Source organism: Marinomonas sp. (assembly GCF_039940335.1).
Classification (GTDB): Bacteria; Pseudomonadota; Gammaproteobacteria; order Pseudomonadales; family Marinomonadaceae; genus Marinomonas.
In genome coordinates this window covers 36038-50371 of the sequence record NZ_JBDVGW010000005.1, presented here as the reverse complement: position 1 = coordinate 50371, position 14334 = coordinate 36038, and the positions used below count along the sequence as shown (strand labels likewise).

Sequence of the window (14334 nt, the reverse complement as noted above, 5' to 3'; positions counted from 1 at the left end):
ATCATGGGTTTTCTCTTCAATTAGGCTTTATTACTGAGACGCTTTTTCCTGCATGTAACGCACCGCATTTTCTAATTCTTGCTCGGTACAGTTGGCACATAAACCTTTGGCGGGCATAGCATTCAAGCCGTTGGTTACACTGGCTAACAGTTCCGTTATGTCTTTATCTTCTCTTGGCTGCCAATCGGCTTTATTACCAATACGAGGCGCCCCCGCCACACCGCTGATATGACAAGCGACACAAAAGGTATTCACCACCTGCTCACCACTACGCTCTGCTAGGGCGTCATTTGCGAAGACAAAACTCATAGCCAAAAGCGGCCATGAAAGACGTAAAAGAAAACGAGTGCGCATCATTGTAAGGTCACCTAAAGGTAAGAATTGGCTTAGCATAACAGAGTGGTGCAGTGAGCAAAAAATGTTACCTTGATAAGCTCTGCCTCGTTAAGCTAAATGCTTAGCTTAAAAGACAAATCAAAACTTAGAAAGTTCAGCCTATTAAAGCGAAAGCGCCATTAAGCACTGGAATCCTGACGAATTTCCTTTAGAATACGCACTTCATTTCTTGCTTGGCTTTTTTACATCTTAGCCACAGTCATGCGCCCGTAGCTCAGCTGGATAGAGCGTCGCCCTCCGGAGGCGAAGGCCGGAGGTTCGAATCCTCTCGGGCGTGCCATTTATTTTTTTTAAAACCATGATATATAAGGATTTTATTTTTAATATTGTCTCCTATCGAAAGAGATGACTACAATTTGACTATAGTGTTGATATCTATAAATATAGAAAAAATGATAAATCAAGTTTACATTCCTTATGTATGTTGCTAGTATATTGATGTGAATGAAGCGGCGGCAGTGGAGTCCCCGCATCAACAATGAAATGTCCACATGTAAAGAAGCTGCGCCACTGGAGAGCCAGCATTAACAATGAAATGTCCAGACTTAAAGATTATTCACTCAGATTAGCCTCCTAAATGGAGGCTTTTTTGATTTTACATGGAAGATTTCCTAAATGTTAAAAGTGTCGACTCTTACAGAATTTGCTGTAAATCAGAACTCTACATTACGAGAGATCATTCATGATAAGAGTCGACCACATGGCATAATTACTATTCAGTATAAAGATCTCACATTTGCCATTCCATTACGTAGTAATTTGAGGCACAGCTCTAGTGTAGTGTTGGATACTGTTGTTCGTGATGGAAAACGATTAAAACGGGGGTTGGATTTTACTAAAGCTCTTTTGATAAAAGATCAGGAAAAAGAAATCGGAGATCCGTTTTTTATTCCTGATACGCAAAAAGAAAAATTAATATCTAGTAAAAAAATGATTAAAAATCAGTTTGAACGTTATGTAAAAAACTATGTTAATGCAGTTGAATTTGGCAAAGATAATACTTTGAACTCTAATGCATATAAGTTCACAACATTGATTAATTATCATGAAGAGTTAGGTTTAAATCATCTCACTTCTGATTAAGAGGGTTAAGTCTCTCTGCATCTTTCAAATGCTCTGGTGCTAAATGAGCATATCTCATTGTCATTATAATCGTTGAGTGTCCAAGAATTTTTTGTAATGTCAGTATGTTTCCACCGTTCATCATGAAATGGCTTGCGAAACTATGTCTCAATACATGTGATGATTGCCCTTGAGGTAGTTTTATACTCGTAGTTTTCAGATATTTTCTGAAAGACTTTATGCAATCGAAGAATCGACCATGAGTTTTCATGTGATCTTCAAGTTGCTTGAATAGAGAGTCATTAATTGGAATCGAGCGATTTTTACCACTTTTTGTATCTGTAAAATCTACCTGACCATTCCTAATATTTTTCGCTGTTAGTCCTTCCGCTTCTCCCCACCTTGCCCCAGTAGATAGACAAACTCTTGTTATAAGGGAAACGTGCTCATTACCAATCTCATCTAGAGTAGATAACAGCTCTTCGATTTGTTCTGAAGTTAACCAGCTCAATTCTTTTTCACTGATTTTGATAGGGCGCACACCCTTTAAAGGGTTGCTGTAGCCAATTGTTTGGGTGCGTTCCAGTTCATTAAAAACGGCATTGAGGTATGGACTTCCCAGACTTTACTAGACACCTATTAACGTTAAAATCTAGTTAAATAAGAGGTGTATTATGAAGTCCAAACGTTACCCTGAAGAATTTAAAAGAGAAGCGGTTAAACAAGTGACAGAGCGTGGTTATTCTGTTGCTGAAGTGGCTCAACGGCTCGATACAACCACCCATAGTTTATACGCTTGGATCAAAAAGTATGGAGAGCCACAGCCTCAACCATCCAAAGACATTGATTTAGCCTCTGAGAACGCTCGACTCAAGTCTGAACTGAGACGGATCACGGAGGAGCGTGACATTCTAAAAAAGGCCGCAAGGTACTTTGCCAACAACCCAGAGTAAAGTACGCCTTTGTTCGAGATCACCAAAAAGAACACTCTGTTCAATTGATGTGTCACGTCTTTAAAATTCATCGAAGCGGTTATTATGCTTGGTTGAAAAAGCCACTGTCTGATCGGACTATTGAAGATCTGCGACTGTTAGAACGAATACGTGAATGCCACATCGCTAGCGGTGGGACCTATGGAAGCCCATGGATACATCGTGACCTTCGGGATGAGGGAGAATCTTGTAGCGTACATCGTGTTGCCAAGATCATGCGTAATAACAAGATTAAGGCCCAGATTGGCTATAAACGTCGCCATATCCAAGGCGGTAAAGTAGGCAAGATTGCTGACAACATATTGAAGCGTCAGTTTAATCCTGATGCCCCTAATAAAGCGTGGGTAAGTGATATCACCTACGTTAGGACCCATGAAGGTTTTTTGTACGTCGCGACTGTTATCGACTTATTTTCCCGACGTGTTGTTGGATGGTCAATGGATAAAATGATGGATCGTCATCTGGTCATTAATGCTTTACTAATGGCCATCTGGCAGCGTAAACCTAAAGGTGAAGTTCTGGTACACAGCGATCAGAGGAGCCAATATGCGAGCTCTGACTATCTCGCTTTTATGAAGGCTCATAATTTAGCACCATCAATGAGTCGTCGAGGAAATTGTCATGATAATGCGGTGACAGAAAGCTTTTTTGCGACTTTCAAGAAGAGGGTGACAAAACGGAAGATCTACTCGACACGAGAGGAAGCGAAAGGTGAGATATTTAATTTTATTGAGATGTTCTACAATCCGATAAAACGACATTCGCATACAGGCGGTGTGTCACCTGCTAAATTCGAAGAAAAGTATTTTTTAGAAGTTCCTACTGTCTAGCAAACTCTGGGAAGTTCATATCTTATCTTAGCTAATGTCCATATCATGACTACAAAATAGAGTCGTAATGAGCAGTAATGAATCACTGGGGTGGCTACAGCCTTTTGATTACGTTCATTGCAGCTCATTAGTACTCATTGTCAGTACTAATAAAAGGGTTCGAATCCTCTCGGGCGTGCCATTCTCACAATTGCTCAATACATGACTTTGGCTAAATGTGCCGGTTGATTCAGCAGTTCGGACAAAATGGTCATTTGCTCTTGGCACTGTTGTCTTGAGGATGGGCCTCCAAAGCAGATCCTTAATGCCTGCGGTGGATTGTTATCTGTTGCAAATGCTGCACTAGCCACTGCATTGACGCCTTGCGAACGAAGCTTGGTTGCCAAATCTGATGGATTCCAACCCAAGTGCTTCGGTAGCTTTATCCAGAAGTGAAAAGCATTTTCTTCCATTGATAAGCTATGTGCTTTTAATGACTCTCTGATCATTAGCTGCCGTGCATTGGCTTCTCTTTTTATGGCTTGGATCATGTGGTCTAGCGTCCCATCTTTGACCCAGCGACAGACGATGTCATGCATAATAGGATTTTCCATTACATTTAATGAGCGTAATGCCCCTGCCGTATATTCAGCTTGGCGATGAGTAGGGCATAAAATAAATCCTGTCCGCATTCCAGGGCCAAAACATTTAGATAAACCACCAATATAATAAGTTAACTCTGGCGCTAGAGTGGCAAAAGTTGGTGCTGTATCGTTGCTGATTAAGCCATATGCATCGTCTTCAATAATTGGAATACTAAAGCGTAGAGCAACGTCAACAAGCGCTTCTCTACGACTTTTTGAAACACTCGCAGAAGTCGGGTTTTGCATTGTTGGATTGATGTATAAAGCGGCTACATCATGTGTTTTACAGGCATCTTCGAAGGCGTTTACTAGTGGCCCATCACTGTCTCTTTCTAAAGAAAATAAGGTTTTACCAAGTTGCGCCGCGATAGTTTTAATGCCCGGATATGTAAGACTGTCGACACAGATAATCTGCTGATTACTGCATAACTGAGTAATCAAAGCGACTAATCCACCATGGATGCCGGGACAAGAAACTACCCGATCTAAGTTAGCACTTTTCACACGTCTTACTATTAACTCTAGAAAGCACTGTTTAGTTTCTGAGTTCCCTCCAAAGTCTTGATAACGGATACAACTGAGTAAGTCTGCTGAAGCGATGCTACTTAAAGCTCCGTCTTTTAGCTCTTCCAGCAAGGTTGGTATAGAAGGTTCGATTACTAGGTTCATCGTCATTTCATAGGGAGCAAGGCTAGGTTTTACAGCAGGAACTTTGCCTTTAATGAAGCTACCTGCACCTGTGATGGTATCAATTAGACCTCGCCTTTTTGCTTCGGCATAGGCTCTTGAAGCCGTTGAATAATTAATACTTAGTGCTTCAGCTAGATCTCGCATAGGTGGGAGTTTGTCTTGTGGCTGAAGTTTTCCCGATTCGATGTTTTCGTCAATCAGCTCGGCAATCCGCTTATAGGCTGGGTATTTTCCTTTGTTATCTAGTTCTTTTTTCCAAGTAAATAATAGCGATGTCGGCATTCTAATCTCTTAATTAATTATATATTTATTGATTGCTTTTATATGCAATCAATTTGCCAAATTTTTAAATAATTACTCCTGACTGTTATATACAAAGACAACGTTATTGGAAAAAATTTCGTGATGGCCGGGAGGATTATACATTAATGCTCAGTTTTTAAATTTTGAGTCTTTGGGCTTTGAACTAGTCTATACAAGGCATGTAGGGCTATTTTTCATGGATGTATCAACTCATTTCGCCACAGAGTGCCCGCTATTTTTCATTTGTTATTAATGAGGCTATATAGCATTTCATTGGTCAGTTCTTACTCGTTATTACCATTCAAACGAAGGATTTTTTGCACTCAATTGGTGAAGGTTCTCACATAATGTTTTTTTATGGTGCAAGGTTTTTCCTGGAATTTAATGATTTTTTAAGTCTAATCAAGCCGTTTTTTAAAAAATATTATCGTGGATGTTTCAATTATGTTTTGCTTTATCGCACATTGATTGCTTTTTTGTTTGCGATCATTGGCACTCGGGTTGCAATGATCAAGTTGAAAGTAGACACATCGGTTTCTTAAACAATAACTTGATCGGAGAGATAACATGCCAGAAGTGACACATGCATTAAATAAAGACGGTGATTTCTTAGTGGATTACGAAGAAAAGGTCTTTGAAGACGTGAAAGCTGAACCTGGTGAGAAAGCCTTAGTGACTTTCCACACCGTTGCATTTGAAGGTTCAATTGGTTTTGTAAACATGCTGCAAGCGACTCGCCTACTTCGTAAAGGCTATGAAACCAGTATTTTACTTTACGGTCCAGGGGTGAATTTGGGTGTGCAACGTGGTTTCCCTACTTTGGGCGATGAAGCGTTTCCTGGTCATATGAACTTTAACAATCAGCTTAAAAAGTTTATGGCAGAAGGCGGTAAGGTCTACGCTTGCCGATTTGCTTTGCAAGCACTGTACGGCCATGGTGAACGATCATTAATTGAAGGGATTCGACCGATTAATCCATTAGATGTGTTGGATATTAAGCTTCTTCACAGTCGCGACAATGCGTTGATTGTTGATACTTGGACAATGTAAAAGGAGCCGCGGTGATGAGTGATTACCCAATCGTTCGCGCCGCGGCCGTCCAGATATCTCCTGACTTAGAGAGTTTGGCCGGTACGCTGCGTAAAGTACTAGATATGATAGATGAGGCATCTAAAAGCGGTGTTCAAATCATAGTGTTTCCTGAAACTTTCATGCCTTACTATCCTTATTTTTCCTTTGTTCTGCCTCCTGTGAGTCAAGGCCCTGAACATCTTCGTTTGTACCAAGAGGCGGTAGTGGTACCAAGTTCAACAACGGAAGCTATTGGTCAAAAAGCGAAAGAGAACCAAATGGTTGTTGTGATAGGTGTTAATGAGCGTGATAACGGCAGCTTGTATAACACTCAACTGGTGTTTGATAAAACAGGCGAGTTAATTTTGAAACGCCGCAAAATTACACCTACCTATCATGAGCGAATGATTTGGGGGCAGGGAGATGCATCAGGTTTAAAGGTAGTTGACTCTGCCGTCGGCCGAATTGGTGCTTTAGCCTGTTGGGAGCATTACAACCCATTGGCTCGGTACTCATTAATGGCGCAACATGAGCAAATTCACTGTGCGCAGTTTCCAGGGTCACTAGTCGGTCGTATTTTTGGCGAGCAAATGGATGTCACTATCCGTCATCACGCATTAGAGTCTGGCTGTTTTGTAATTAATTCAACCGGCTGGCTCACAGAAGAGCAAATTCAAAGTATTACTGCAGATCCGACCATGCAAAAAGCACTAAGAGATGGCTGTAATACAGCGATTATTTCTCCTGAGGGGAAACATCTAGCCCCCCCTCTGACAGAAGGTGAAGGCTTCATTTATGCAGATTTAGACTTCCGGTTAATCGATAAGCGTAAACGCATGATGGACTCTGTTGGTCACTACGCACGCCCTGAACTTTTGAGTCTGCAAGTGAATTCTCAAACATCTCAATATGTCACAGGCCTCCCAGAGTCTGCGCCAGAAACTGTTCGTACCTCAGTGTTACCAGAATCATTTAATAGAGGAGAGTCCCATGACGACACAACTCAAGATGAAAGCATCTCAATTTCTAACTGAGCTACAAACCAAAGGCTTGCGCCTGACCTCATTGGATCAAGAGCACGTTAGTCGCCGTGGCGGAGCGGGCCCTTCAGACCATCAAGCCATTACCGTCGATGGAACGACATTAATGGTGCCTATATATACTCAAACAGCGTGGGCATCACCTTTTACCTTGTCGGATGACGAGGTGACTAATGGACATATTGGTGAAGAAATTGATGCCACACAAGATACTCCCGCTACTCAGCTTTTATCGAACAGTATTCCTCTAGCCGACGTGACTTTTGCCAAAGATCCAGAGTTTTACAATTTATCGACCAAAGATGGGATTCCTTATTCACATATCGCCACGTTGCACAGTACTGATGTCCTAGCTACCACGGTCTTGCAAACATGTATTCGTTATGAAAGCCGACGTAAAGCATGTCAATTTTGTTCCATTGGTCAGTCCCTTCGTGCGGGGCGAACCATCGCTCATAAAACTCCAGAGCAATTGGCTGAAGTAGCGAAAGCTGCCGTGGCGTTAGATGGCATTAAGCATATTGTTATGACCACGGGTACACCAGCCGGTGAAGATCGTGGCGCCAAGGTTATGTGTGAAAGTGCTAAGGGAATCAAGGCTGTTGTTGATGTGCCTATACAAGGTCAATGTGAACCACCAAAAGACCCTGTTTGGTACCAGCGTATGAAAGATGCGGGCATTGATTCGTTAGGTATGCATCTAGAGGTAATAACTCCCGAATTACGCAAAACCATAACACCTGGTAAATCAGAAGTATCTTTGGAGGAGTATTTTCAGGCCTTTGAAGACGCTGTGGCTGTATTTGGTCGAGGTCAAGTTAGTACTTATATTTTGGCTGGTCTTGGCGACACAGAAGAAACCATTATTGATACCTGTCGTAAGTTGGTTGCCATAGGCGTTTATCCATTTGTCGTGCCTTTTGTGCCGATATCAGGTACGCCGTTAGAAGATCGACCAGCACCACTGGCTTCATTTATGGAAGCTGTGTTACGCCCTTTAGCGCAAGACTTAGTTAACCTCAAAATGACTTCCGATAAGGTCAAGGCGGGCTGTGTTCGCTGTGGTGCTTGCTCTTCTCTTTCTCGATTTGAAAAGGAGGCTACCTATGAAACAGTCTAATCAAGGTCGAGTGTTTCAAGTGAAATGGGCGACGAATGCTTGGGAGATTGAGCAGGCTAGCCGTATTCGACGAGAAGTATTCTGTGAAGAACAACAGCTTTTTGAAGATCATGATAGGGATGAAATTGACCTGATTGCACAGCCGTTAATTGTTACCACGTCAATTTTAGGAATGCCTGAAGAAGTCGTCGGTACCGTACGGATACATCAATCGGAGCCGGGTTTGTGGTGGGGGTCGCGCTTAGCCGTAAAAAAAGCCTTTCGTCGTCAAGGTGTATTGGGCGCTAGTTTGATTCGCCTAGCGGTGTCCAGTGCCAACACTTTAGGCTGTCATACCTTTTTAGCAACGGTGCAAGAGCAGAATGAAGTTCTGTTCAAAAGGCTGCATTGGTCGACAACTGGATATCAAGATATTCATGGAATGAAGCACGTCAAAATGCAGGCAGAACTCGAATATTACCCGCCTTTAGTTGAACCATCTCTAGGCTTTTGGGTTTCCGGTCGCCCAGTTAAAAATATCGCAATTAGCCCGTATCTGATAGGACCAGAACCAACCAACGTTAATAGTATTGTGGAGGCGGAAAATGCTTCAGCAACTCATTGAGTCCGTTCGTAACTATCCGGGAGTAGCTTCAAAAGTTGCTTTGGCGCCGATTATATCTTCATTTGAAAAGCGTAATGAATCGGGTTTTTCAAATGGCGATGATACAGCGGTACTTAAAAGCGCTCATGGCTACGACTTGTTTGCGATAGAAGGCTTTCTCCCTGAATTTGTCAAGCAAGATCCTTGGTTTGCAGGGTGGTGTGGCGTGATGGTGAACGTGAGTGATATTGCCGCGATGGGTGGACGAGCCAAAGCGGTGGTGAATGCATTATGGAGCGCAGAAGATGCCGTCAGCGCGCAAATACTAGCAGGAATGAAAGCTGCCGCTACGACGTATAGTGTGCCGGTTGTTGGTGGCCATACTAGCCATAACAGTCAAAGCACACAGCTTGCTGTGTCGATCTTGGGGCATGCTAATGAAGTACTAACGAGCTTTGCCGCCAACACGGGCGACGCCATTGTGGTTGCCATGGATCAACGAGGCTCTTTCCGTGCACCTTACCTTAATTGGAATGCCACAACGAACGTCCCAGCTGAACGTTTAAGAGAAGACCTAGAATTATTACCTATGTTGGCTGAAAAAGGCTGGGTAACGGGTTGTAAGGACATTAGCCAAGCAGGGTTGCTGGGCACGTTAGCTATGTTTATGGATTGTTCACGAAAAGGTGCGGATGTTTTTTTACAGCAGATTCCGAAACCTGATCAAGTGAGTTGGCCTGATTGGCTCTGTGCTTTCCCAAGTTTTGGTTTTGTGATGACTTGTCCAGCCAGCAAGGTTAATGACGTGGTGGCACTTTTTAGCAGTCGAGCAATCCATTCGGCAATGATTGGTTATGTGACAGATAGGCCATCTATTGAGGTGATGAATGAAGATCAAAAGGTCACATTTTGGGATTTTGAGCAAGCCGCCTTTTTAGGTTTTCGAGAAGGCAAGCAAGATTCGAGCAAAGAAGAGAGGATGTTATGCCAGTAGTGCAATTTGAAGTGGTTTGGCCTGATGGTAAAACCGAAGCCTGTTATTCCCCTTCCAGCGTCATTAAAGAGCATTTTTGTGAAGGTAAAGATTATCCAATCAACGAATTTTTAGCGATCTGTGAAACGGCGCTTAACTCAGCGAGTGATCGTGTTCTCGAACGTTTCGGCTTTGCTTGCTCTAGTGCCATGGATCAACTCAGCGTCATTAAGGTACGTTGCTCCAGTTATGAAAAAACACCAAACGCATCAGTAAAAGTCACAAGATTTATCGATTAGAGGAAAACCATTATGTCTACAAAACAAAATAGCCAGCCGACACATTATTCCGTACTAATCGTTGGCGGTGGTCAAGCGGGTTTATCCATGAGTGCTTGTTTGCAAGAAAAGAAGATCGACCATCTGATTTTTGAAAAAAACACTATGATGCATAGCTGGAAAACTCAGCGTTGGGATTCTTTCACTTTAGTGACACCAAATTGGCAATGTGAGTTACCAAATCACCCTTATGACGGAGGTGATCCAAAAGGCTTTATGAAACGAGAAGAGATTATTGGTTATTTGGATCGTTTTGCTGCCAAGGTTAAACCACCCATTTTAGAAGGTGTGAGCGTTGAGAAAGTTAGAAAAATGGATAATGGTCAATTTCATGTGGACACTACCAAAGGCTCTTTTACCAGTGACCAAGTGGTCATTGCCTCTGGGGGGTACTTAAAACCCATTATTCCGCGTATGGCAGAACGTATTCCTGAAACTGTCTTACAAATACACTCTAATCAATATAAAAACTCTCAGCAACTGCCAGATGGCGCAGTGCTAGTGGTAGGTTCTGGTCAATCAGGTGCTCAAATAGCAGAGGATCTGCATATTGATGGCAAAAAGGTTTTTCTAGCGACCGGTAATGCACCACGCGTTGCTCGCTTGTACCGTGGTAAAGATGTGGTGGAGTGGCTGGATGATATGGGTTACTACCAAAAGTCTGTGGATGAACATCCATTGCGAGAGGGTGTTCGTGATAATACCAATCATTATGTTACGGGGCGTGATGGTGGCCGTGAAATTGACTTACGTAAGTTTGCACAGGAAGGCATGGAGCTGTTTGGTTTAATGGAAAACTATCAAGATGGTCAGCTGGTTTTTAAACCAAATTTAGCCTCCAACTTAAATGCTGCAGACGATACCTATAAAAATATCAATGCGCGCATTGATGCTTACATCGAGAAAAATGGCATTAATGCTCCCATGGAAGCGCCATATAAACCAGTATGGGAACCGGAAAATGAGCGTGAAAACTTAGACCTAGCAACGTCTGGAATTACCAGTATTATTTGGTGTATTGGCTTTACGCCTGACTTCTCTTGGTTAGATTTACCCGTTTTCAACGGCATGGGTGCCCCCGTCCATCATCGTGGCGTAACAAATGAAAAAGGGGTGTACTTTATTGGTCTGCCTTGGCTGCATACTTGGGGATCGGGACGGTTCTCTGGTGTAGGAATCGATGCAGATTATCTTAGTGACGTTATTGAAAAGTCTAGAGATAAGAGTGAGTTGTCCAAACCTTTGTTTGAGGTTTCTTGATATGGCAACAGACTTAATAGACGCCACTTCTGTTGAGCAAGACTATTTAATTGGGATGCCACAGTTAGCTTTGGGAGGCATCAGTGAAAACTGGTTACTTAAAGAATGTGGTCATCAACATTGGTTGGCACTGGCTAAATCCTTAAATTTGCCAGTGCCAAGTTTTGTCGATGAGCATAATCGAAAGTTGTACGCTGCGTTTCTAGTGGTAAGAGTGAGTAACGCCGTATTACATCGGGTGACTGAGAATAGCCGTTTATCAATCGCGACACAGCTGAAGCGTGTCTCACCATCTCGTTCCTATAGCAGGCATGACCTTTGTCTTGAAGAAGAGGGCCTTAGTAAGCAGGTCATTGCTCAGGTGGAATTATTGTCTAGTTTTGTTAGCCGACATGAAGAAGGGAATAATCAGAGTGTTGCACGCAACGAGATGTTGAAGGGAGGTTGGTCTGCTTGCGAGCCTGCGAGCCAAATGATGGCTGAGCATAAAAAAGGTCGAAACTTACCGAATGCAGAAGTTACCTCTATAAGTAAAGTCCCTTTTGTGTATCAACCTTGCCCTTATGCTGATTTTAATGGTGCAGATTTCTTATATTTCGCTCAATTCCAGGTAGTAATGGATCGCGCAGAACGTTTTTTTCAAGCGGGTCTGCAAGCTTTTAACGCAGATCCTTCAAGCTCACCTTCTCCAAATAAACCTTTAGTTTTGTGGCAAGTTGTAGAACGAACTATTTGCTATTACGGCAATATAAACCTAGATGACGCCTTGGCGGCCCATCTCTATACAATCTTACCATCTGATCACAGGAAGTCGTTGTTGGGTCACTGTGGACGGCTTTATCGTCAGTCAGATAATGCACTGATTGCCAATGTGATAACAAAAAAACGCTATATGGATCATCCACTTGTTTCGTTTAAGAAGAATGAAGAGGTTGTGTTAGCGGGAGTTGAATTATGAAAACTCCGTTATTTGCAGAAATTAAAGGGGCGTATTCGACGCTTCCTGAATCATTAGATAGTTGGCGTAATGCCCATGGTAAGGCCCCTTTTGTCCGAGGTCCTTATGAGAGAATGTATCAGAAGAAAGCTTGGACAATTCGACAATACGCGGGTTTTGAAGGCGCTTTAGAAACGAATGCTTTTTTTAAACGTTCTTTGCAACAAGGGCAAACAGGTTTATCTGTAGCATTTGATTTGCCTACGCATTTAGGATTTGACTCTGAATGTAAAATAGCCGCAGCGGACGTTGGCCGCACCGGAGTTGCTATTGATTCCGTTGAAGACATGAATATGCTTTTTCAGGGAATTGACCTCGATAAAGTCAGTGTATCCATGACAATGAATGGCTCAGTGCTGCCAATCATGGCTTGTTTTATTGTGTCCGCAGAAGAGCAAGGCGTAGCGCCCGATATGCTTAGCGGTACCATTCAAAATGATATTCTCAAAGAGTATATCGCCCGCAATACTTATATCCATTCACCAGAATTTTCCATGCGTGTCGTGTCTGATGTGGTGGCCTATTGCTCTGAACAAATGCCATATTTTAACAGCATGTCTATTTCAGGCTACCACTTTCAAGAAGCTGGAGCGTCGCCAGAACTTGAGTTAGCACTGACTATGGCCAATGCTAGAGCGTATTTAACTTATTTTCGGCAGCAAGGCATTGATTTAGAAGCTGTCGCAAAGCGTTTGAGCTTTTTCTTTGGCCTTGGTATGAGCTTTTATAAAGAAGTTGCAAAGCTACGAGCGGCACGCTTTTTATGGAACGAATTATTGGAAGAGTTCGACATTCGCACAGAAAGTGCCAGACGACTCAAAATGCATTGTCAAACATCAGGCGCCTCGCTTACAGAGAGCTCACCTTACAATAATATTGTCCGCACAACTATTGAGGCGATGGCTGGTGTTTTTGGCGGTACTCAATCCCTTCATACCAACTCTTATGATGAAGCCATTTCGTTGCCTTCGGAACACGCGAGTAAGATAGCGTTAGAAACGCAACTAATATTGCAGCATGAAACGGGTATCTGTGATGTAGTGGACCCTTGGGGAGGTTCTTACATGATGGAAACTGCTACACAGAATATGATTGATTATGTGCGAAAGATGCAAGCAAATATAGATACAGAAGGTGGCGTTTTGGAACTTGTCGCCTCGGGTCAATTGACGGCTTTTATACACCAAAAAGCGGTGCAAGTAGCAATTGATGAAGAGTCCTTAAATAAAAAAATCATCGGTAAAAACTGTTATCGAAATACTGATGATAACCCGCAAAATGAGCGGGTCATCTCCTCAGACAAAACCTTATGGCAACAATCGAAAAAAATCTCAATATTGAAATTAAAGCGCGACGATCGAGCGGTTAAACAGGCGTTACAAGCATTACGAGCAGCGGCGAGCAGTCAAAAGAACCTAATGCCTTATACTATCAATGCGATTCGAGTTAGAGCGACAGTTGGCGAATGCATTGAAGCCTTAACAGATGAAGCCCCACGATATCAAAAACCAGAATATATAAAAGAAGGTCCATTCTCTAGCTGTCTTGATGAAGATATTATTAAGCGTTATCAATCACTGACCGCTAAGTTAGGTAAGCCACTTCGCTTTTTAGTGTCTAAAATCGGTCTGGACGGCCATGACCGAGGCGCCAAATTGATAGTATCCCTGCTGCAAGAGTTAGGGGTTGAGGTTGACTATCTGCCTGTCTTTTCCAGCATTGACGACATTATTCAGAAAGATGCGCTGTCGCCATATGATGGTATTGGCTTATCTATTTTATCCGGTGCGCATATCCCTTTTATTAATCAATTAACTCAGAGAACGCGAAAGGCTTGTTCAATCTTTGTAGGTGGCGTGATTCCTTCATCAGATATAAGCAACCTAGAAAACCTCGGTGTTGATGCCGTTTTTACCTCAAAAGATAGCCTTAATGAGATAGCCTTAAAGCTATATGGAGTACTCTGTGTACAAATCAAAGAGCCTTTAAATCAGCTTGGAAACTCAAAAATTCAGAAAGGCTCTTAGACATGGTATAAAGATGCTGCTTCCGATTT

Annotated in this window: 14 protein-coding genes and 1 tRNA gene; 12 read left to right on the top strand and 3 right to left on the bottom strand. The window is 42.6% G+C overall.

The window, feature by feature from the left end; all coding sequences use genetic code 11:
• Positions 1–30: 30 nt before the first annotated feature.
• Positions 31–357 (bottom strand): c-type cytochrome, encoded by a 327-nt coding sequence (locus tag ABJF92_RS02255; protein ID WP_446814225.1) that lies wholly within the window; start codon positions 355–357, stop codon positions 31–33.
• A 242-nt stretch (positions 358–599) separates the two neighbouring features.
• Between ABJF92_RS02255 and ABJF92_RS02250 the strand changes: the two genes are divergently transcribed.
• A tRNA-Arg gene (locus ABJF92_RS02250) sits at positions 600–676 on the top strand.
• A 335-nt stretch (positions 677–1011) separates the two neighbouring features.
• Positions 1012–1479, top strand: a complete 468-nt coding sequence (tenpIN, locus tag ABJF92_RS02245) for a type III toxin-antitoxin system TenpIN family toxin (RefSeq protein WP_446814224.1) — start codon at positions 1012–1014, stop codon at positions 1477–1479.
• Here the strand turns inward: tenpIN and ABJF92_RS02240 are convergent.
• Positions 1466–1999: a tyrosine-type recombinase/integrase gene (locus tag ABJF92_RS02240; RefSeq protein ID WP_446814223.1), complete on the bottom strand. Its 534-nt coding sequence runs from the start codon at positions 1997–1999 to the stop codon at positions 1466–1468. The genes tenpIN and ABJF92_RS02240 overlap by 14 nt on opposite strands.
• Before the next feature lie 133 nt (positions 2000–2132).
• Between ABJF92_RS02240 and ABJF92_RS02235 the strand changes: the two genes are divergently transcribed.
• Positions 2133–3280, top strand: a protein-coding gene (locus ABJF92_RS02235; RefSeq protein ID WP_446814222.1) for an IS3 family transposase whose coding sequence is annotated in 2 segments (ribosomal slippage) — positions 2133–2370 and positions 2370–3280 — 1149 coding nt in all. Because the reading frame shifts where the segments join, the coding sequence is not laid out codon by codon here.
• Between the two features lie 194 nt (positions 3281–3474).
• Here ABJF92_RS02235 and ABJF92_RS02230 read toward each other — a convergent pair.
• Complete coding sequence (locus tag ABJF92_RS02230; RefSeq protein ID WP_446814221.1) at positions 3475–4875, bottom strand: aminotransferase-like domain-containing protein; 1401 nt, start codon at positions 4873–4875, stop codon at positions 3475–3477.
• A gap of 588 nt (positions 4876–5463) precedes the next feature.
• On the opposite strand from ABJF92_RS02230, the gene ABJF92_RS02225 reads away from it, so the two are divergent.
• The 9 genes from ABJF92_RS02225 to ABJF92_RS02185 are packed head-to-tail and all read left to right on the top strand — an operon-like array spanning position 5464 to position 14305.
• Complete coding sequence (locus ABJF92_RS02225; protein WP_446814220.1) at positions 5464–5946, top strand: MSMEG_0572/Sll0783 family nitrogen starvation response protein; 483 nt, start codon at positions 5464–5466, stop codon at positions 5944–5946.
• 14 nt (positions 5947–5960) lie between these two features.
• A complete protein-coding gene (locus ABJF92_RS02220; protein WP_446814219.1) occupies positions 5961–7001 on the top strand; it encodes a Nit6803 family nitrilase in 1041 nt (346 codons plus the stop codon).
• Positions 6958–8127, top strand: a complete 1170-nt coding sequence (locus tag ABJF92_RS02215; RefSeq protein ID WP_446814218.1) for an MSMEG_0568 family radical SAM protein — start codon at positions 6958–6960, stop codon at positions 8125–8127. The genes ABJF92_RS02220 and ABJF92_RS02215 overlap by 44 nt, the downstream gene beginning before the upstream one ends.
• Positions 8114–8731 carry an MSMEG_0567/Sll0786 family nitrogen starvation N-acetyltransferase gene (locus ABJF92_RS02210; RefSeq protein ID WP_446814217.1) on the top strand — a complete coding sequence of 206 codons (618 nt, stop codon included), beginning with the start codon at positions 8114–8116 and terminating at the stop codon, positions 8729–8731. Before ABJF92_RS02215 ends, ABJF92_RS02210 begins: the two co-directional genes overlap by 14 nt.
• On the top strand, positions 8712–9704 hold the full coding sequence (locus ABJF92_RS02205) for a sll0787 family AIR synthase-like protein (RefSeq protein WP_446814216.1): 993 nt from the start codon (positions 8712–8714) through the stop codon (positions 9702–9704). The genes ABJF92_RS02210 and ABJF92_RS02205 overlap by 20 nt, the downstream gene beginning before the upstream one ends.
• Positions 9695–9982, top strand: a complete 288-nt coding sequence (locus tag ABJF92_RS02200) for an MSMEG_0570 family nitrogen starvation response protein (protein ID WP_446814215.1) — start codon at positions 9695–9697, stop codon at positions 9980–9982. The genes ABJF92_RS02205 and ABJF92_RS02200 overlap by 10 nt, the downstream gene beginning before the upstream one ends.
• 12 nt (positions 9983–9994) lie before the next feature.
• Positions 9995–11281: an MSMEG_0569 family flavin-dependent oxidoreductase gene (locus tag ABJF92_RS02195; RefSeq protein WP_446814214.1), complete on the top strand. Its 1287-nt coding sequence runs from the start codon at positions 9995–9997 to the stop codon at positions 11279–11281.
• A 1-nt stretch (position 11282) separates the two neighbouring features.
• Positions 11283–12239 (top strand): Pnap_2097 family protein, encoded by a 957-nt coding sequence (locus ABJF92_RS02190; protein WP_446814213.1) that lies wholly within the window; start codon positions 11283–11285, stop codon positions 12237–12239.
• Positions 12236–14305 carry a methylmalonyl-CoA mutase family protein gene (locus ABJF92_RS02185; protein WP_446814212.1) on the top strand — a complete coding sequence of 690 codons (2070 nt, stop codon included), beginning with the start codon at positions 12236–12238 and terminating at the stop codon, positions 14303–14305. The genes ABJF92_RS02190 and ABJF92_RS02185 overlap by 4 nt, the downstream gene beginning before the upstream one ends.
• The last annotated feature ends 29 nt before the right edge of the window (positions 14306–14334 follow it).

Coding starts and splice junctions, on each gene's coding strand:
- ABJF92_RS02190 (WP_446814213.1), top strand. CDS start 11,283: ATGGCAACAGACTTAATAGACGCCACTTCTGTTGAGCAAGACTATTTA.
- tenpIN (WP_446814224.1), top strand. CDS start 1,012: ATGTTAAAAGTGTCGACTCTTACAGAATTTGCTGTAAATCAGAACTCT.
- ABJF92_RS02255 (WP_446814225.1), bottom strand. CDS start 357: ATGATGCGCACTCGTTTTCTTTTACGTCTTTCATGGCCGCTTTTGGCT.
- ABJF92_RS02225 (WP_446814220.1), top strand. CDS start 5,464: ATGCCAGAAGTGACACATGCATTAAATAAAGACGGTGATTTCTTAGTG.
- ABJF92_RS02185 (WP_446814212.1), top strand. CDS start 12,236: ATGAAAACTCCGTTATTTGCAGAAATTAAAGGGGCGTATTCGACGCTT.
- ABJF92_RS02215 (WP_446814218.1), top strand. CDS start 6,958: ATGACGACACAACTCAAGATGAAAGCATCTCAATTTCTAACTGAGCTA.
- ABJF92_RS02205 (WP_446814216.1), top strand. CDS start 8,712: ATGCTTCAGCAACTCATTGAGTCCGTTCGTAACTATCCGGGAGTAGCT.
- ABJF92_RS02230 (WP_446814221.1), bottom strand. CDS start 4,875: ATGCCGACATCGCTATTATTTACTTGGAAAAAAGAACTAGATAACAAA.
- ABJF92_RS02195 (WP_446814214.1), top strand. CDS start 9,995: ATGTCTACAAAACAAAATAGCCAGCCGACACATTATTCCGTACTAATC.
- ABJF92_RS02210 (WP_446814217.1), top strand. CDS start 8,114: ATGAAACAGTCTAATCAAGGTCGAGTGTTTCAAGTGAAATGGGCGACG.
- ABJF92_RS02220 (WP_446814219.1), top strand. CDS start 5,961: ATGAGTGATTACCCAATCGTTCGCGCCGCGGCCGTCCAGATATCTCCT.
- ABJF92_RS02200 (WP_446814215.1), top strand. CDS start 9,695: ATGCCAGTAGTGCAATTTGAAGTGGTTTGGCCTGATGGTAAAACCGAA.